This is a genomic window from Prescottella agglutinans, assembly GCF_004011865.1.
In the GTDB taxonomy this organism is placed as follows: Bacteria; Actinomycetota; Actinomycetes; order Mycobacteriales; family Mycobacteriaceae; genus Prescottella; species Prescottella agglutinans.
The window spans coordinates 150,561-169,214 of record NZ_RKLP01000008.1 but is presented as its reverse complement, the minus strand read 5'-3'; the positions used below and the strand labels follow the sequence as shown (position 1 = coordinate 169,214).

The window sequence follows — 18,654 nt, the reverse complement described above, 5'->3', positions numbered from 1 at the left end:
CGGACACCCGCGTGGGGGGTTGTCCGCGCTCGCCGGGCCGAATAGTGTGAGCGTCACCACAGTAAATCACATCAAATATATGTGATGCGATCCCACTGGAGATCCGGAGGTAGTTCGACATGACCCGAGAACTGCGCGACACCGACCCCGCCTTATCCCCGGACTCGGCGCCGTCCACCTTCCCGAGCCTGGACCCGCGGACCGGGACCGTTCTCGCCGAGTACCCCGTCATGACCGAGTCCGACGTCACCGCGGCGGTGGAGCGGGCTCGCCGCGCAGCACAGTGGTGGGCCGGACAGGGATTCCGCGGGCGCCGCGACTGGTTGCTCGAGTTCAAGAAGGCGATCGCGTCGGACGCCGACGACCTCGCCCGCGTCGTCTCCGCCGAGACCGGCAAGCCCCACGACGACGCCCTGCTCGAGGTGATGCTCGCGATCGAGCATCTCGACTGGGCCGCCCGCAACGCGAAGAAGGTGCTCAAGCCCCGACGGGTCCCGTCCGGGCTCGTCAGCGCCAACCAGTCGGCCACCCTCGGCTACCAGCCGTTCGGCGTCGTCGGCGTCATCGGCCCGTGGAACTACCCGGTGTACACACCGATGGGCTCCATCTCGTATGCGCTCGCCGCCGGGAACGCGATCGTCTTCAAACCCAGCGAACTCACCCCGGGCGTCGGAAAGTGGCTCGAGGCCAAGTGGACCTCGCTCGCCCCGACCCAGCCTGTCCTGCAGGTGATCACCGGTCTCGGCGCGACGGGCGCCGCGCTGTGCCGGGCCGGCGTCGACAAGATCGCATTCACCGGTTCCGGGCCCACCGCCCGGAAGGTGATGGCGGTCTGCGCCGAGACCCTCACCCCGCTGGTCGCGGAGTGCGGCGGCAAGGACGCGATGCTGGTCGCCGAGGACGCCGACCTGGACAAGGCCGTCGAGTTCGCGGCGTTCGGCGCATTCGGCAACGCCGGGCAGACGTGCGCGGGTGTCGAGCGCATCTACGTGGCCGAACCGGTGTACCGGCAGTTCCTCGACAAGCTCACCGCCGCGGTCGAACGGGTCACCCCGGGCGGGTCGGACGAGGACACCTACGGCCCGATGACCCTCCCCCGGCAGGTGGACGTCGTCCGTAACCACATCGCCGACGCGATCGGTAAGGGTGCCCGCGCGGTGATCGGCGGAATCGACTCCGTCCATGACCGATTCGTCGACCCGGTGGTCCTCACCGACGTTCCGGAGGAATCGTCGGCGGTGTGCGAGGAGACGTTCGGCCCCACCGTCGTCGTGAACAAGGTCCGCGACGTCGACGAGGGCATCGAGCGGGCCAATGCGACGTCGTACGGCCTCGGTGCGTCGGTGTTCACCCGCAACCACTCCCGCGGCCGGGACATCGCCGGGCGGTTACGCGCCGGCATGGTCTCGGTCAACTCGGTGCTCGGCTTCGCCGGGATCCCCTCGCTGCCGTTCGGCGGCATCGGCGAATCCGGATTCGGCCGCATCCACGGCGCCGACGGCCTCCGCGAGTTCAGCCACCCCAAGGCGGTCACCGTCCAGAAGTTCTCGGCCCCACTGAATCTGCTCACCCTCGAGCGGTCCGCCCGGGACATGAAGATCTCGGCGTGGATGCTCAAGGCACGGCACGGTCGGTGACGCCGTGACGCTGACCAGTTCACGACCCGCCCACAGCCTCCCCGAACCCGACCCCGATCCGCGCCCCGGCCGGGGCCGGATGGGGTGGGTGAAGGTGATCGAAGGACTCGACCCGGAGACGAGACACCAGGACATCCTCCGCATCACCGCCGGCTACGAGTTCCCCTGGGACTACCAGCGTTCGCTCGAGTTCGCGCTGTTCCGCACCTACTGCGTGCCGTCCATCTCCGCACTGCTGGCCCGCACCGGCGAGTTCGAGCACCGCCCGCAGAAGCGCTACGACGACACCGCGCTGCTGATGGGCGAACTGGTGGAACACGGCTACGACTCGGAGCGCGGGCGCGAGTCGCTGCGCAACGTCAACCGCATGCACGGCCGGTACACGATCTCGAACGACGACATGCGCTACGTGCTGTCGACGTTCGTGTACGACCCGATCGACTGGATCGACCGTTACGGGTGGCGTCGCCTGCACCCGAACGAGCGACTCGCGTCGTACCACTTCTACCGTCAGGTCGGAATGAGGATGGGTATCAAGGACATTCCCGACTCGTTCCAGGAGTTCCATCGGTTCAAGACGGAGTACGAACACGAGCACTTCGTCTACAGCGACGACAACCACCGCATCGGCACCTACACCCTGCGGCTGTTCCAGTCCTGGTACCCGGGCCTCCTCGAACGTCCCGTCGCCACCGCGGTGTATGCGCTGATCGACGACCGTATGTCCACCGCGTTCGGGTTTCCGAAGGGGTCGGCACGGGTGCGGGCCGTCGCGGAGGCCGGGTTGCGGGCCCGGTCGGGGGTCGTGCGCCTGCTCCCGAAGCGGCGGGTGTCCGCGGGATCCGGCGATCCGGGGAACCGCACCTACCCCGGCTATCCCGTCGGCTACCGTCCGCGAGACCTCGGGGTCGAGCAGGTTCAGACGCCGGGGGACTGAGACCGCCTGCGGGCGAACGCCTCCTCGACCGCAGCGATGCCGGCCCGCACCGCCGGGCCGGCATTGTCCGGTCGCCACACCACGTGGATGTCCCGCCGCAACGGTGGGTCGGCCGGCAGGAGCGCCACCCCGGCCGGCAGGTCGTCGACCGCGAGATGCGGGACGAGGGCCGCCGAGAGCCCCGCGGCGACGAAGGCGAGATGCGTCGAGACGTCGGACGCCTCGAAGTCGACCCGGGGCTCGAACCCCTGCCCGCGCAGCGTTCTCACGAGCCAGTCCCGGAATGCCGTGCCCGCACCCCACGCCACCCACGACATCTCCGCGAGTTCCCCGAGCGGAACGGCGCCGCGGCCCACCAGCGGATGATCCGCGGGCAGCGCCACACCTGCCGAATCACGATGTATCAGTCTCGATTCCATCCCGATCGGGATATCCACCGGCGCCGACTCCCAACTGTCGACCACACCGATGTCGATGCGTCGCCGGGTGAGGGACTCCAAGGTCACCTCGGTCTCCGCCTCCGCCACGGACACCTGCACCGGATAGCGCGACAGCAGGGCGGTGACGACGGAAGGCAGCACCACCCGCGATGCGGCGACGAACGCCCCGAATCGGATCGGTCCGACGACTTCGTCCCGCATGGAATCGATCTCGGCCTCGACCGCCGCCGCCCGCGCCAGCAGTTCCGCGCCGCGCCGGGCCAGCAGCTCACCGGCAGGGGTCAGGCGGACACCCCGCCCGTCCGGCTCGAGTAGCGTCGCCCCCACCTCGCGTTCGAGTTTCGCCAACTGCTGTGAGACTCCGGACGGCGTCACGTGCAGCCGCCTCGCGGCGGCGGCGACCGATCCGGTCTCGGCCACCGCGCAGAGCGCGCGGATACGTTCGAGGCTCAACACGCCAGCAACACTACCGAATGCCCAGAAGAGTTTCTTACTTGTTGTTCTTGCAGGTAGAACCCAGAATTGGACAGGTGCAGACCATCGGATCGGAGCGCGCCCAGCCGGCGCCCGCGCGCGTATCCGGCCCGTTCACCGATCCCCGAGCGCTCGCCGTCGCCGGTACCGTCGCGATCTCCCTGACCGCGGTGTTCATCCGACTGGCGGAGGTCTCTCCCGCGACGTCGGTGTTCTTCCGATGCGCGCTCGCGCTTCCGCCGCTGGCCGCGCTCGCGTGGCGGGAGTACCGCCGCGGCAACCGAACGAGTCGGGGGGACGCGGTGCGGTTCACCGTCGCAGGGGCCATGCTCGGCGTCGACTTCGCGCTGTGGTCACAGGCCATCATGCTCGTCGGCGCGGGTATCTCCACGGTGCTCGTGAACGTCCAGGTCGTCGTGGTGCCGCTGCTGTCGTTCCTGTTCCTGGGCACCCGGATTCCGGCCCGATTCGTCGCGACGATTCCCGCGCTGTTCGCCGGGATCGCCCTCACCGCCGGCGTCGCGGACGACGCGTCGACGAGCCCGGACCTGCTGTGGGGAACGGTTCTGGCCCTGCTGTCGGGAGTCGCGTACGCGGGGTACATCTTCGTCGTCGGCGGGCGCGGATCCGCCGACACCGCCGGGACGCAGGTCCTGATCTCGACCGCCGCGGCCGGCGTCGTCGGCTCGGCACTCGGATCGGTGTGGGGCACCGTCGACCCGACGCCGGGATGGGCCTCGTTCGCGTGGCTCGCGGCACTGGCCGTGTCGGCGCAGGTCCTCGGCTGGATGCTGCTCGGCCGTTCCCTCCCCCGTCTCGCGCCCGAGGTCGGCGCCACACTGCTGCTCCTGCAACCGGTGCTGGCGATCGCGGCCGCGGTGATCCTGCTCGGCGAACGACCCACCGCTCTGCAACTGGTCGGCTGCGCGACCGTCGTCGCGACCGCGTGGTTCGTCACGTCCCGACCGCCCGCCCGTTCGGCCCGTTCTCGCTGAGCGAGACCACGCCCCAACGACACGTCGGCACCGGCGAGTCTGCGACGGCGAGCACATGCCAGTTTCCCCCTCGACAGCCAGGAGGCAGCCACTGATGTACCCCGGTATCCATGCCGCGACAGCTCCCGATCGCCCCGCGGTCGTCTTCGCCCGCACCGGCGAGGTGGTGACCTATCGCGACCTCGAAGACCGTTCGAATCGCTTGGCGCAGCAGTGGTTCGCGCTGGGACTCCGCACGGGCGACCACATCGCGATCCTCGCGGAGAACCATCCACGGTACCTGGAGGTCTACTGGGCGGCCGTGCGTTCCGGGCTGTACATCACGGCCGTCAACTGGCATCTCACCGCCGACGAGGCGGCCTACATCGTCACCGACTGCCAGGCGCGGTTGCTCGTCACCACCTACCGACTGGCCGATCTCGCGTCCGCGATCGTGGACGAACTGGAGGACCGGCCCCACCTGTTCATGATGGACGGCGTCGTCGGCGGCTTCGAGTCGTACGAGGAGTCGATGGCGGCGTTCGACCCGGTGCCGCTCACCGAACAGCCCCGCGGCGACATGATGCTGTACTCGTCGGGAACCACGGGTCGCCCCAAGGGCATTCGACGTCCCCTCACCGGCATCACGATCGACGACCCGCGCGGGATGAACGTCGGCTACTTCGCACAGACGCTGTTGAAGATGACCGATCAGTCGACGTACCTCGTCCCCGCGCCGATGTACCACTCCGCTGCGCTGCAGTGGTCGGCCGGCGCGCAGGCGGTCGGGGCCACCGTGGTGCTGATGGAGCGCTTCGACGCCCGCGAGTTCCTGGCGACGATCGAGAAGTACTCGGTGACACACACGCAGGTCGTGCCGACGATGATGGTGCGCCTGCTCAAGTTGCCCGCCGCCGAACGCACGTCGTTCGACGTGTCGTCGCTGCAGGACTTCCTGCACTCCGCGGCGCCCTGCCCGCCGGCCGTCAAGCACGCGACCATCGACTGGCTCGGTCCGATCGTCAGCGAGTTGTACTCGGGCACCGAAGGAATGGGCATGACGTTCCTGACCGCGAGCGAGTGGCTGGAACGGCCCGGCTCCGTCGGCCGCCCGGTGCTCGGCACCCCGGTCGTGTGCGACGAGGAGGGGCAACCGCTGCCCGCCGGCGAGGTCGGCACCATCTACTTCGAGCGCGACGTCGTGCCGTTCGAGTACCACAACGACGCCGACAAGACCGCCGACTCCCGGCACCCCACCAATCCGCGACTGTCCACGGTCGGCGACGTCGGCTACGTCGACGAGGACGGCTACCTGTTCCTGACCGACCGCAAGTCGTTCATGATCATCTCCGGGGGCGTCAACATCTACCCGGCCGAGATCGAGTCGTGCCTCGCGGCGCACGAGGACGTCGCCGACGTCGCGGTGTTCGGCCTCCCCGACCCGGAGATGGGCGAGTACGTGCACGCCGTCGTCGAACTCGATCCCGGGGTGGCGGCCGACGACACCGCGGACACCCTGCGCGCGTACGTCCGCGAGCACCTCGCCGGCTACAAGGTGCCGAAGACGATCGAGTTCTGCGACCGTCTGCCGCGCCTGGCCACCGGCAAGGTGCGGAAGCACGAGTTGCGCGACGCGGCGCTGCGCACCCTCGCGTAGCCGAACGGGCGGTTACTGCGCTCGGCTCTCGGCCGATGTCGCAGTAACCGCCCGTCGTTCGTGAAGCTAGGCGGCGACCTTTGCGGGTTCGTCGTCGTCGGCGACGCGCGCGTCCGGCGCCTCGATCGGCCCGACCTCCTGCGCGTAGTGGAAGTGCGGGCGCCGGTGGCCGAGGAACGAACCGAACCACGACATCACCGCGACGTAGCGATTGCGGAAGCCCACCAGGTACACCATGTGGACGGCGAGCCACAGCACCCACGCGACGAAGCCGGTGAGTTCGATGCTCTTGACCTTGGTGACGGCACGGAAGCGGTTGATGATCGCCATCGAGCCCTTGTCGCGGAACTTGAACGGCGTGCCGCGCTTGGTCTTTCCGAGGATGGTGGCCGCCACGTGGCGTCCGCCCTGCATCGCGACGGGCGACTGGCCGGGCAGGTTGTTCAGCGACGTCATGTCGCCGACCGCGAAGATGTCGGCGCGGCCGCCGACCGTGAGGTCGGGATTGACGAGCAGACGTCCGGCGCGGTCGGTCTCGCAGCCGGTGCGCTCGGCGAGCGCCGACGCGAAGTCGTTGGCCTGCACGCCGGCCGACCAGATGATGGTCTCGGCGGTGCGACGCTCACCGGTGTCGCTGCCGTGGGCCTTGAGGGTGGCGCCGTGCTCGTCGATGTCGGTGACCAGCGTGCCCAGCACCACCTCGACGCCCGACTTCTCGAGCGACTCCTTCGTGTACTCGCTGAGCTTGCCGCCGTACGCCGGCATCGCGACGCCCGCGCCCTCGACGAGGGTGACGGTGACGTCGTCGGCGGTGACGCCGCGGATCGACTGCTCGAAGTAGCGGCCCGCGAGTTCCTTGATCTGGCCGGCCAGCTCGACGCCGGTCGCACCGGCACCGATGACGATGAAGCTGAGCAGGTTCTTGCGACGCTCGAGGTCGGTGGTGGTGTGCGCCTCCTCGAAGCAGCGCACGATCTGCGCGCGCAGCCGCTCGGCGTCGTCGACCGTCTTGAGCGCGTAGGTGACCTTGGCGAACTCGTCGCGTCCGAAGTAGCTCTGCCGGGCACCGGTGGCGGCGACGAGCGAGTTGTAGCCGAGGGTGTGGCGCTCGCCGGCGGCCTCGTAGACGAGTTCCTTCTCCTCGGGGTGCACGTCGACGACGCGGCCGAGGCGGACGTCGGCGTTGGGGTACTTCGCGAGGATCGCGCGCACCGAGGGGGCGATCTCACCGGCGGCGAGGACGCCGGTGGCCACCTGGTACAGCAGCGGCTGGAAGAGGTGCTCGGTGGTCTCCGAGATGAGGACGAACGGCTTGCCGGCCTTGGCCAGCTTCTTCGCCGTGGCGAGGGCACCGAATCCGGACCCGACGATCACAACTTCGGTCCGGTCGATTGCAGTTTCGCTCACGGTTGCCTCCTTCTCGAGATATTCGAGAGACCTGGTCGAGATGTATGAGAGACACCGTAGGAGCGCTAACGACACTTGCGCCAGTAATCAGGGATATTCGGAAAACAGTTATCTGGATCGCTCATAAGTAGTATGTCGGCATGGACTTCCGGCAGCTGCGGTACTTCCTCGCGGTCAGCGAGGAACTGAGCTTCAGCAATGCCGCGAAACGCTGCTTCATCTCGCAGTCCGCGATCAGCCACCAGATCACGAAGCTCGAGCAGGAACTCGGGGCCTCGCTGTTCGAACGCTCCACCCGGGTCGTCCGGCTCACGTCGGCCGGATCGCGTCTGGTTCCGATCGCACAGGAGGTGCTGAGCCTCGAGGCCAAGGCGTTCGCCGTCGCGAAGGAACCACGCGACCGCATCCGGATCACCGCCAGCATGAGCTTCGCGCCGCAGAGCCTGGCGGCGATCGCCCACGTCCGCGAGAAGCACCCGGACCTCGACATCGAGTTCGTGATCAAGAACTTCACCGACCGGATCGAGGCGGTGTCGTCGGGCGACGCCGACATCGCGCTCATCCGCGGCGAGGTGGACCGGCCGGGGCTCGAGACCGTCGAACTGGGCGTCGAGGACCTGATGATCGCGACGTCGAACCAGCATCCGGTGTCGGCATTCTCGACCGTCGAGCTGAGCGAGCTCGCGCCCTATCCCCTGCTGCTGCCGCCGCGGCAGAGCCAGGTGCTGATCCACACCGTCGTGGAGAACGCCTTCGTCGACGTCGGGCGCCGCCTGCGACTCGGCCCGCCGATCGCCCGGGACCACGCGGCGATCCTCGACGTCATCACCAACCCGCGGGCGTGGACGGTGCTCTACGCGAGCACCGCCGCCGAGGCTCCGCGCACCGGGCTGTGCGTCATGCGCGAGAAGAACAACCGACTGCGCGTACCCGTCAGCGGGATCGTCCGGACCGGGGCGACCGACGCCGCCGGGATGGCGAGCCTGATCCGCTCGCTGCGGCAGACGATGACCACGGAAGGCGCCGAAAACGGCGCGCCCCTGACCAAGCAGGTCAGGGGCGCAGCGGACGGGCGGTAGCCGGACCGGGCTACAGCGTGCGCCGGCCCGACAGGGCGCGGCCGAGGGTGAGTTCGTCGGCGAACTCGAGGTCGCCTCCCATCGGCAGCCCCGACGCCAGCCGCGACACCGTCAGCCCCGGGAAGTCACGCAGCATCCGCACCAGATACGTCGCGGTCGCCTCGCCCTCGGTGTTGGGGTCGGTCGCGATGATCACCTCGGAGACGTCGACGCCGTCCTCCTGATTGCCGATGCGCGTCAACAACTCCCGGATCCGTAGCTGATCCGGTCCGATGCCACTCAGCGGATCGAGCGCGCCGCCGAGCACGTGATAGCGCCCCTTGAACTCACGGGTGCGCTCGATCGCCTGGACGTCCTTGGGCTCCTCGACGACGCACACCATGGTCCGGTCCCGACGCGGGTCGGAACAGATGCGGCACTTCTCCTCCTCGGAGACCGTGCCGCACACGACGCAGAACTGGACGCCGTCGCGCACCTTCTGCAACACCGCCTGGAGTCGGTCGATCTCCGGGGGTTCGACCGACAGCAGGTGGAACGCGATGCGCTGGGCGCTCTTCGGTCCGATACCGGGCAGTTTGCCCAGCTCGTCGATCAAGTCCTGGACGGGACCTTCGTACAAGGCGTGTCCCCTAGAAGGGGAGGCCGGGCAGGCCGCCGGCCAGCGGGCCGAGCTTGCTCGCCGCGATCTCCTGGGCCTTGTTCGACGCGTCGGCGATCGCGCCGATCACGAGGTCCTGCAGCGTCTCGATGTCCTCCGGGTCGACGACCTTGGGGTCGATCGTGAGGCCGACGACCTCACCGGTGCCCTTGACCGTCGCGGTCACCAGACCGCCGCCGGCCTGACCGGTCACCTCGGCCTGGGCCATCTCCGCCTGCGCCGCCATCAATTGCTGCTGCATCTGCTGCGCCTGCGCGAGGAGCTGCTGCATGTCGGGCTGTCCACCTGGTTGCACTGGACTGGTCCTTTCTGAAGTCGCTTCGTCAGCGTAGTCCGTCGCGGGCCTTATCCCAGTTCGCGCTGCAGGTTCGCGAGCGTCTGCTCCTGGATCTTGCGCAGACCCAGCGGAGCGAAGGTGCGCTCGAAGAAGCCGCCGATGCCGCCGGCACCCTTCCACTCGGTCGTCGTGGTGATGGTGGATCCGGTTCCCGCGGGCGTGACCTCCCACGTCGTGACCATCGACGAGTTCGCGTCGCGCTCGGTGACGGTGGCGCCGGAGACGGTCACCGACGCCTTGACGTTGCGCGAGCGCTTCTCGGTGGCCTGCAGCGTCCAATTCGCGACGGTCCCGTCGCCCTGGCCGCCCTCGAGCACCTGGTAGTCCCGGTACTGCTGCGGCAGGATCCGCGGCCGCATCGTCTCGTAGTCGGTGAGCGCGTCGAGTGCCTGCTCGGGTGTCGCGGTGATGGTGATGGAACTGCTGGCGCTGACCTGTGCCACTGGATACGTCTCCTTGCTCGGCGGGTTTCCTCCATCCTGCCTGCTCGCCCGAGGACTCATCCAGGACCCGCGGGGTTACCCGTGGCGCCACTTCCACTGAATGAGACCCACACCACACCGATTAAGAACCTGTCTTACCCTCCGCCTGGACACGACAACCTGTGAGGTGAGCTATGAACAAATCGTGGTGCCGGTCGAGCCTTCGACTTGCCGCACTCGTCGCGGCCGCAACCACACTCGTCGCCGGATGCGCCTCCGCCGACGGCCAGTCGAACGACGGCGCATCCGTCACCACCGGGATGGTCAACGTCGCGCAGGACGCCGGCGATCCCGTGCGCGGCGGCACCGTGACATTCGGTTCGTACTCGTTCCCCAACGCTCTCGACCCGACCAGGACACAGGCGGCGGGCTCGACCGGCGGCACCGAGATGGCAGCGATCTACGACACCCTGCTCCGCACCGATCCCGAGTCGGGCACGTTCGAACCGCAGCTCGCCGAGGCGCTCGAGCACAACGCCGACTACACCGAGTTCACGGTGAGGCTGCGAGACGGCGCGACGTTCAGCGACGGCTCGCCGGTCGACGCCGACGCCGTCAAGTGGAGCATCGACCGCTTCGTCGCCGCGCGCGCGGACGTGTCGCAGGTGTGGGCGAACTCGGTGACCACGATCGGCACCCCGGACGCGAAGACGGTGACGTTCACGCTCAATGCGCCGTGGGACCGCTTCCCGGTGCTGCTGGCGATGGGCCCGGGCATGGTCGTCTCCAAGAACTCCGACACCGACGGGAAGTTCACCCCGATCGGGGCCGGCCCGTTCACGCTGACGCGGTTCGCGCCGAACGAGGAGATCGTGCTCACCGCACGCGAGGACTACTGGAACGGGCGCCCCAACCTCGACAAGGTTCGGTTCGTGCCGACGAACGGCGCTCGCGGACAGCTCGAATCGCTACAGAGCGGTCAGCTCGACATGGCATACATCCTCCGCGACGAAGCGACGATCCGGGACGCCCTGAACGCCGGCTACGGCGGCTACCTCGACGTCCAGGGGCTGGGCGCGCTCGGCATGATGAACACCCGCGAGGGTCGGCCGGGCGCGGATCTGCGCGTGCGGCAGGCGGTCGCGTACGGCGTCGATCCCCAGGCGATCAACCAACGCGCCAACGACGGCCTCGGCATCGCCGGCTCGACGCTGGTGCCGGACAGCTCGCGCTGGTCGTCGGGCGCGGAGGGCGTGCCGTTCGACCCCGACAAGGCCCGGCAGTTCCTGAACGAGGCCAAGGCCGACGGATACGACGGCAAGCTCACGTACCTGTCGCCCACCGAGAAGAGCGCCGAGGCCGCCGCGCTGGCCGTGCAGGCGTCGCTGAACTCCATCGGCTTCGACGTCCGGATCGAGTACGTCAACAGCGTGACCGACCTGGTGCGCAAGCTCTACGTCGAGCACGACTTCGACATGACGCGCTCGGCATTCGCGTTCATGGACGAATCCCCCTACCTGCGCCTGTACGGCGGCCTGGGAAGCGAATCGCGCAACAACGCGTCCGGATATGCCGACCCGCAGATGGATGCGCTTCTGGTCGAGGTGAAGACAGCGACCACCGACGAGGCCAAGAAGAACGCCATCGCCAAGGTGCAGGCGCGGGCCAACGAGACGATCCCGTACGCGGTGTGGGGTCCGAGCAGGGTCCTCACCGTCTGGGACGACGACGTCCATGGCGTCAAGCGCACCGCGGACAACATCCTCCTGCTCGACGGAGCCTGGATCGGGCAGTGATCGCGGCGGGGCGCCCCGGCGATTCCGGGGCACCCCGCAAGACCGTTAGCATAGCTACAGATCTAAAGACTCGCCGGGATATCGATGGCCGACCGATCCGACTAGCGATAGCGTCAGGGGGTGGTCGACTCCAAGAGTGGTATCCGCGAAATCGGGCTTGCCGCGCATCGTGCGGGAGTCCAGCGCCTGCTGTCCAGCTACCGGGCGATCCCCCCCGATGCGAATGTGCGCCTGGCGAAGAAGACGTCCAACCTGTTCCGCGCGCGAGCGAAGAGCACCGCGCCGGGCCTCGACGTGTCCGGACTCGACGGCGTCATCTCCGTCGACCCCGAGGCCCGTACGGCCGACGTCCAGGGGATGTGCACCTACGAGAACCTGGTTGCCGCGACACTCCCCTACGGGCTCGCCCCGCTGGTGGTGCCGCAGCTGAAAACCATCACCCTCGGCGGTGCGGTCACCGGACTCGGCATCGAGTCCACGTCGTTCCGCAACGGTCTCCCCCACGAGTCCGTCCTCGAGATCGACATCCTCACCGGAAGCGGCGACATCATCACCGCAACCCCGGACGGCGAGCACACCGACCTGTTCCGGTCGTTCCCGAATTCATATGGCACCTTGGGCTATTCGACACGAATTCGGATCGAGCTCGAGCCGGTGAAGAGGTACGTCGCGCTGCGGCACCTGCGATTCACCGACCTGGATCGGCTCGAGGAGACGATGGACCGCATCGTCACCGAACGGACGTGGGACGGCGTCGACGTCGACTACCTCGACGGCACGGTCTTCACCGCCGACGAGGCGTACCTGACGCTCGGCGTGCAGACCGACGAGCCCGGACCGGTCAGCGACTACACCGACATGGACATCTACTACCGGTCCATCCAGCACGAATCGATCAACCACCCCAAGACCGACCGGCTGACCATCCACGACTACCTGTGGCGCTGGGACACCGACTGGTTCTGGTGCTCGCGCGCGTTCGGCACCCAGAACCCGAAGATCCGGCGGTTCTGGCCGAAACGCTACCGGCGCAGCAGCTTCTACTGGAAGCTGATCGGCCTGGACCAGAAGTACGACATCGGGGACCGCCTCGAGGCGCGCAAGGGCCTGCCGCCGCGCGAGCGCGTCGTGCAGGACGTCGAGGTGCCGATCGAGAACACCGCGCGATTCCTCCACTGGTTCCTCGACGAGATCCCGATCGAGCCACTGTGGCTGTGCCCGTTGCGTCTTCGCGACCCCGCGCATCCCGCCGCGGACACCACGCGGCCGTGGCCGCTGTACCCGCTCGAACCCGGCCGCTCGTACGTCAACATCGGCTTCTGGTCGTCGGTGCCGATCGTGCCGGGCGCGCCCGTCGGTGCAGCGAACCGGCTGATCGAGAAGAAGGTGAGCGACCTCGACGGCCACAAGTCCCTTTACTCCGAATCGTTCTACGACGAGGACGAATTCGCGCTGCTCTACGGCGGCGACCACTACGAACAGATCAAGAAGCGATACGACCCCGATTCACGTCTACTCGACCTCTACTCGAAGGCGGTGCAACGAAAGTGACGACCCTCGGAACGAAGTCCGATCCGGTGAAGAAGCTCAATCTCGCGCAGATTCTCGAAACCGTGTCCGACGGTGAGATCCCCCTGCGCTTCACCGCGTACGACGGCAGCGCCACCGGGCCGGAGAACGCGCCGTACGGACTGCACCTGAACTCGACGCGTGGCACCACCTACCTGGCCACCGCCCCCGGCGACCTGGGCATGGCGCGCGCTTACGTCTCGGGCGACCTGGAGGCCACCGGCGTTCACCCCGGCGATCCGTACGAGATCCTCCGCGCGATGACCGACCTGCACTTCCATCGACCCTCGGCGAAGGAACTCGCGACCATCACCCGGTCCATCGGCTGGGACAAGCTCCGCCCCATCGCGCCCCCGCCGCAGGAGCACCTGCCTCGCTGGCGCCGGTTCGCGGAGGGCTTGCGGCACTCGAAGACTCGCGACGCCGAGGTGATCCACCACCACTACGACGTCTCGAACACCTTCTACGAGTACGTGCTCGGCCCGTCGATGACCTACACGTGCGCCGCCTACGAGTCCCGGGATCAGAGCCTCGAGGGCGCGCAGGAGAACAAGTACCGCCTGGTCTTCGACAAGCTCGGGCTGAAGGCGGGCGACCGCCTGCTCGACATCGGCTGCGGCTGGGGCGGCATGGTCCGCTACGCCGCGCGGCGCGGCGTCAAGGTCATCGGCGCCACCCTCTCGCGCGAGCAGGCCGAGTGGGCGCAGAAGGCGATCGCCGAGGAAGGCCTGTCCGAACTGGCCGAGGTGCGGTTCTCCGACTACCGGGACGTGCCGGAGACCGGCTTCGACGCCATCTCGTCGATCGGTCTCACCGAGCACATCGGCGTGCACAACTACCCGTCGTACTTCGGGTTCATGAATGAGAAGCTGCGCGAGGGTGGTCGCCTGCTCAACCACTGCATCACCCGCCCCGACAATCGCAGTGGCGCCAAGGCCGGCTACTTCATCGACCGGTACATCTTCCCGGACGGCGAGCTCACCGGCTCGGGCCGGATCATCAGCGAGATCCAGAACGTGGGCCTGGAGGTGCGCCACGAGGAGAACCTGCGCGAACACTACGCGTTGACCCTGGCGGGCTGGTGCCGGAACCTCGTCGAGAACTGGGACGCCTGCGTCGCGGAGGTCGGCGAAGGCACCGCGAAGGTGTGGGGCCTGTACATGGCCGGCTCGCGACTCGGGTTCGAGCGCAACGTCGTTCAGCTGCACCAGGTGCTGGCCGTCAAGCTCGGTCCGAACGGCGAGGCGGACGTCCCGCTGCGCCCGTGGTGGAAGGGCTGATCGCACAGACACGGAAGGTGCCCGCCGTCCCTGCGGACGGCGGGCACCTTCGTCACGTGGTGCGGGAGTCGGCGTCGACCTGACGGGCCGCCCGCTCGATCGCGGCGGCAGCGCGCTGGACGGCCTCGATCATGCGCCGATCCTTGGTCACCCGGTCGACCGGACCACAGATCGAGATCGCGGCCGGCTTGGGGATCCCCTTGGAGACCGGTGCCCCGACACAACCGAGCGACGACGAGAACGTGCCCCGGTCGAACGTCACGCCCTCTGACGCGGCCCGCTCGAGTTCCGCCCGCAGCGCCTTGCGTCCCCCGACGACGCCGGTCTCGACGTGGTCGAAGATCGGATCGTCCAGTGCCTCGGACGGGATCTGGGTCAACAGCGCCTTGCCGACCGCGGACCGGTGCGCCGGGTAGCGCCCCCCGATCCGCGACGGCACGTTGGCCCCGAACGACCCCGACAGCTTCTCCCAGTAGATCCCGTCGGCGCCGTCGAGGAACGCGAGATGGACGACCGCGCCGGTCGTGCGGTGCAGCTCCTGCATGATCGGCAGCGAGACCCGGTGGAACCAGTGGTTCCGGATCGCCCGCGAACCCAACTCGAACAGACGAACTCCCAGCTCGTAGCGGGAACCGACCCGATTGAGCCAGCGCATCGCGACCATCTTCTCGAGCAGTCGGTGCGCCGAGGAGCTGGGGATTCCCGTGAGCCGGGTGGTCTGGCTCAGGGTCAGGTACCCGTGGTCGTCCAGCGCCTCGAGCACCAACTCGATCCGGTCGAGCATCGACGTGGCCGGGGCATCTTCGCTGATTCGCGGCACGGCCACGTCCTCTCACTACGCCAGGTCAGACGCCAAATCCGCCTGACACTGAAATCTGCTGCCCCGTAATATAGTTGGCCTGCTCCGAGGCGAGGAAGACGGCCGCCGCCCCGATGTCCGCGGGCTTGCCCCAGCGCTTCAGCGGAACCAGCTTGTGCACCTCCCGCGTCCACTCCTCGTCGAAGACGCCCTGCGCCTGGAGTTCGAGGAACATACCAGCCTCGATCACGCCGACCAGCACCGAGTTGGCGCGGACGTTGTGGGCGCCCTCCTCCTTCGCGACGCCGCGGACCAGCGCCTCGTTGGCGGCCTTCGGGATCACCGAGAGCCCGTCGAGCGTCGGGAACCAGTGGTCACCGGCCGAACCGAGGTGGACGATCGAGCCTCCGCCGTGCTCGCGGAAGTGCGGAAGCACGGCGTGGACGGCCGTGTACATCCCGAGGGTCTCGATCTCGACGGACCGGCGGTACTGCGCCGGAGTGGTCTCGGCGACGGTGATCTGGTCGACCACCGGACCGGCGCCCCACACGAGCGTGTGGATCCGGGAATGCTCGGCGACGACGTCGTCGATCACGCGCGTGACGGCGGCCTCGTCGCGGACGTCGACCTGGTGCGCACTCGCCTTCACCCCGAGCGCGCGCAACTCGGCGACGGTCTCCTCGGCGACGTCGCGCTTGGAGTTGTAGCAGACCGCGACGGCCGTCCCGGCGCGCGCGAACTCGCGAGCGACGCCACGTCCGATTCCGCCGCTACCGCCGAAGACCAGGGCCGCTCCCTCAGGGAAAGTCAACGCCAGCATGGTGATTCTCCGTTCGCTCGGCAGGTCCGCGACCCTGTGTCCCGGACCACACTGGGGAGAACCTAACGAGACCCGGGTTTCGGGCCCAGGGTCTTTCCCGCCTCGCGGAAAAACGCAGGTCGGCCCCAGCGAACGCGAAAGGGCGGATCCCGACCGTGGGTTCCGATCGGGATCCGCCCTCCAACTACGCGGCTTCCGCTAGCCCTTCAGCGACGCCGGCGGGGTGAACCGCTCGCCGTACTTGGCGGCGAGTTCCTCGGCGCGGGCGACGAATCCGGCCTTACCGCCCGGGTAGCCGGCGACGAACTGGCTGACGCCACCGGTCCAGGCCGGGTAGCCGATGCCCATGATCGAGCCGATGTTGGCGTCGGCGGTGGACGTGATGACGCCCTCGTCGAAGCACTTCTGGGTCTCGATGGCCTCGATGAACAGCATGCGGTCGATCAGGTCCTGGATCGGCGGGGTCACCGAACCGGACTTGAAGTGATCGCGCAGGCCCTGCCACAGGCCGGTGCGCTTGCCGTCCGTGTAGTCGTAGAACCCGGCGCCGCCGAGGCGGCCCTTGCGGTCGTTGCCCTCGACGAGGTAGTTGATCACGTCGCCGGCCGGGTCGGCCGGGAGTTCCTTGCCCTCGGCCAGCGCGGCGGCCTTCGACTCGGCGCGGATCTTCTGCATGAGCGTGAGGTTCAGCTCGTCCGACAGCTGCAGCGGCGCCGCCGGGTAGCCGGCCTGCATGCCCGCCTGCTCGATGGTGGCCGGCTCGATGCCCTCGGCGACCATGCCGATGGCCTCGTTGACGAAGGTGCCGATGACACGCGAGGTGAAGAAGCCGCGCGAGTCGTTGACGACGATCGGGGTCTTGCGGATCGCCTGCACGAAGTCGAAGACGCGAGCCAGCGTCTCGTCCGACGTCTTCTCGCCGCGGATGATCTCCACCAGGGGCATCTTGTCGACGGGCGAGAAGAAGTGGATGCCGATGAAGTCCTCGGCCCGCTTGACGCCGGTCGCGAGATCGGTGATCGGCAGCGTCGAGGTGTTCGAACCGAGCAGAGCGTCGGACTCGACGATGTCCTCGATCTCCTGGAACACCTTCTTCTTCAGGTCGGGCGACTCGAAGACGGCCTCGACCACGAAGTCGACGCCGGCGAAGTCCGCCGGGTCCGCGGTCGGCGTGATCAGCGACAGCAGCGCCTTCGACTTCTCCTCGGTGGTCTTGCCACGCGAGAGCGCCTTGGCCTCGATCTTCTCGGAGTACGCCTTGCCCTTCTCCGCGGCCTCGATCGTGACGTCCTTGAGCACCACCGGGATTCCGGCCTTGGCACACACGTACGCGATGCCGGCGCCCATCATGCCCGCACCGAGGACGCCCACCTTCTTGATCTCACGCTTGGGGATGTCCTTCGGACGCGACGCACCCGAGCCGATGGCCTGCATGTCGAAGAAGAACGCCTGGATCATGTTCTTCGCGACGCGGCCGGTGACCAGCTTGGTGAAGTAGCGGGACTCGATGACCAGCGCGTTGTCCACGTCCACCTGCGAGCCCTCGACGGCCGCGGCCATGATCGCGCGCGGGGCCTCCATCGGGGCACCCTTGAGCTGCTTGCGCAGGTTCGCCGGGAACGCCGGCAGGTTGGCGGCGAACGCCGGGGTGGCGGGGGTGCCACCGGGGATCTTGTAGCCCTTGACATCCCACGGCTGGACGCCGGACTCGGGGTTGGCCTTGATCCAGGCCTTCGCGGCGGGGACCAGTTCCTCGACGGAGGAGACCACCTCGTCGATCAGGCCGACCTCCTTGGCCTGCTGCGGGCCGCGCTGCTGACCCTGGAGCAGGAACTGGGTCAGCGCCGTCATGATGCCGAACATGCGGACGGTGCGGACGATGCCGCCGCCACCCGGCAGCAGACCGAGGGTGGACTCGGGCAGACCGATCTTGACGCCCTTGACGTCGGCCGCGATGCGGTGGTGGGTCGCGAGCGCGATCTCCAGACCGCCACCGAGGGCTGCGCCGTTGATGCAGGTCACGACGGGCTTGCCGAGGGTCTCGAGGCGACGCAGGTCGGCCTTGAGGGTAAGGCTGTGCTTGTAGATGTGCTCGGCGTCCTCGGGGCCGACCTGGATCAGGTTCTTCAGGTCGCCGCCCGCGAAGAAGGTCTTCTTGCCCGACGTCAGCACGACGCCGGTGACCGAGTCCTTCTCCGCGTAGAGGCGGTCCACGGTGGCCTGCATCGACGAGATGTACCGGTCGTTCATGGTGTTCGCGCCCTGGTTCGGGTCGTCGATGGTCAGCACGACGATGCCGTCGGCGTCCTGCTCCCAGTTGATGATGTTCTGATCGCTCACTTTTTCGTCTCTCCTGGTTGATTCGTGA

General features: G+C 68.1%; 16 protein-coding genes. 8 read left to right on the top strand and 8 right to left on the bottom strand.

Annotated features, from left to right (window positions below):
- Positions 1 to 119: 119 nt before the first annotated feature.
- Together EGT67_RS16390 and EGT67_RS16385 are read left to right on the top strand one after the other, a co-directional pair.
- Positions 120 to 1,637 (top strand): aldehyde dehydrogenase family protein, encoded by a 1,518-nt coding sequence (locus EGT67_RS16390; protein WP_127917143.1) that lies wholly within the window; start codon positions 120 to 122, stop codon positions 1,635 to 1,637.
- Positions 1,638 to 1,716: 79 nt separating this feature from the next.
- Positions 1,717 to 2,574: an oxygenase MpaB family protein gene (locus EGT67_RS16385; RefSeq protein ID WP_127917275.1), complete on the top strand. Its 858-nt coding sequence runs from the start codon at positions 1,717 to 1,719 to the stop codon at positions 2,572 to 2,574.
- Here EGT67_RS16385 and EGT67_RS16380 read toward each other — a convergent pair.
- Positions 2,556 to 3,470 carry a LysR family transcriptional regulator gene (locus tag EGT67_RS16380; RefSeq protein WP_127917142.1) on the bottom strand — a complete coding sequence of 305 codons (915 nt, stop codon included), beginning with the start codon at positions 3,468 to 3,470 and terminating at the stop codon, positions 2,556 to 2,558. The two genes, EGT67_RS16385 and EGT67_RS16380, sit on opposite strands and share 19 nt — an antisense overlap.
- A 74-nt stretch (positions 3,471 to 3,544) precedes the next feature.
- Here EGT67_RS16380 and EGT67_RS16375 point away from each other — a divergent pair, with 74 nt between their 5' ends.
- Together EGT67_RS16375 and EGT67_RS16370 are read left to right on the top strand one after the other, a co-directional pair.
- On the top strand, positions 3,545 to 4,483 hold the full coding sequence (locus EGT67_RS16375; protein ID WP_241566067.1) for a DMT family transporter: 939 nt from the start codon (positions 3,545 to 3,547) through the stop codon (positions 4,481 to 4,483).
- Between the two features lie 94 nt (positions 4,484 to 4,577).
- Positions 4,578 to 6,119: an acyl-CoA synthetase gene (locus EGT67_RS16370; protein ID WP_127917140.1), complete on the top strand. Its 1,542-nt coding sequence runs from the start codon at positions 4,578 to 4,580 to the stop codon at positions 6,117 to 6,119.
- 66 nt (positions 6,120 to 6,185) lie between these two features.
- Here EGT67_RS16370 and EGT67_RS16365 read toward each other — a convergent pair whose 3' ends face one another.
- Complete coding sequence (locus tag EGT67_RS16365) at positions 6,186 to 7,511, bottom strand: NAD(P)/FAD-dependent oxidoreductase (RefSeq protein ID WP_241566083.1); 1,326 nt, start codon at positions 7,509 to 7,511, stop codon at positions 6,186 to 6,188.
- 155 nt (positions 7,512 to 7,666) lie between these two features.
- Between EGT67_RS16365 and EGT67_RS16360 the strand changes: the two genes are divergently transcribed.
- Entirely contained in the window at positions 7,667 to 8,605 is a 939-nt protein-coding gene (locus tag EGT67_RS16360) for a LysR family transcriptional regulator (RefSeq protein WP_127917139.1), read from the top strand.
- A gap of 10 nt (positions 8,606 to 8,615) precedes the next feature.
- Here EGT67_RS16360 and recR read toward each other — a convergent pair whose 3' ends face one another.
- From recR to EGT67_RS16345, 3 genes are all read right to left on the bottom strand, one after another.
- Positions 8,616 to 9,224 carry a recombination mediator RecR gene (gene recR / locus EGT67_RS16355; protein ID WP_127917138.1) on the bottom strand — a complete coding sequence of 203 codons (609 nt, stop codon included), beginning with the start codon at positions 9,222 to 9,224 and terminating at the stop codon, positions 8,616 to 8,618.
- Between the two features lie 10 nt (positions 9,225 to 9,234).
- Positions 9,235 to 9,534, bottom strand: coding sequence for a YbaB/EbfC family nucleoid-associated protein (locus tag EGT67_RS16350; RefSeq protein WP_241566066.1), 300 nt, complete (start codon positions 9,532 to 9,534; stop codon positions 9,235 to 9,237).
- A 74-nt stretch (positions 9,535 to 9,608) separates the two neighbouring features.
- Entirely contained in the window at positions 9,609 to 10,043 is a 435-nt protein-coding gene (locus EGT67_RS16345; RefSeq protein ID WP_127917136.1) for an SRPBCC family protein, read from the bottom strand.
- A 173-nt stretch (positions 10,044 to 10,216) separates the two neighbouring features.
- On the opposite strand from EGT67_RS16345, the gene EGT67_RS16340 reads away from it, so the two are divergent.
- The 3 genes from EGT67_RS16340 (at position 10,217) to EGT67_RS16330 (ending at position 14,667) form a co-directional block, all read left to right on the top strand.
- On the top strand, positions 10,217 to 11,818 hold the full coding sequence (locus EGT67_RS16340; protein WP_127917135.1) for an ABC transporter substrate-binding protein: 1,602 nt from the start codon (positions 10,217 to 10,219) through the stop codon (positions 11,816 to 11,818).
- A 120-nt stretch (positions 11,819 to 11,938) separates the two neighbouring features.
- Positions 11,939 to 13,369, top strand: coding sequence for an FAD-binding oxidoreductase (locus tag EGT67_RS16335; protein ID WP_127917134.1), 1,431 nt, complete (start codon positions 11,939 to 11,941; stop codon positions 13,367 to 13,369).
- Positions 13,366 to 14,667: a class I SAM-dependent methyltransferase gene (locus tag EGT67_RS16330; RefSeq protein WP_127917133.1), complete on the top strand. Its 1,302-nt coding sequence runs from the start codon at positions 13,366 to 13,368 to the stop codon at positions 14,665 to 14,667. Before EGT67_RS16335 ends, EGT67_RS16330 begins: the two co-directional genes overlap by 4 nt.
- 52 nt (positions 14,668 to 14,719) lie before the next feature.
- On the opposite strand, the gene EGT67_RS16325 is transcribed toward EGT67_RS16330, so the two are convergent.
- The 3 genes from EGT67_RS16325 to EGT67_RS16315 all read right to left on the bottom strand — a co-directional run bounded on the left by EGT67_RS16325 (position 14,720) and on the right by EGT67_RS16315 (position 18,626).
- Positions 14,720 to 15,487 carry an IclR family transcriptional regulator gene (locus EGT67_RS16325; RefSeq protein ID WP_241566065.1) on the bottom strand — a complete coding sequence of 256 codons (768 nt, stop codon included), beginning with the start codon at positions 15,485 to 15,487 and terminating at the stop codon, positions 14,720 to 14,722.
- A 25-nt stretch (positions 15,488 to 15,512) separates the two neighbouring features.
- Positions 15,513 to 16,277 (bottom strand): SDR family NAD(P)-dependent oxidoreductase, encoded by a 765-nt coding sequence (locus tag EGT67_RS16320; RefSeq protein WP_241566064.1) that lies wholly within the window; start codon positions 16,275 to 16,277, stop codon positions 15,513 to 15,515.
- Between the two features lie 207 nt (positions 16,278 to 16,484).
- Entirely contained in the window at positions 16,485 to 18,626 is a 2,142-nt protein-coding gene (locus tag EGT67_RS16315; protein WP_127917131.1) for a 3-hydroxyacyl-CoA dehydrogenase NAD-binding domain-containing protein, read from the bottom strand.
- Positions 18,627 to 18,654 lie beyond the last annotated feature (28 nt).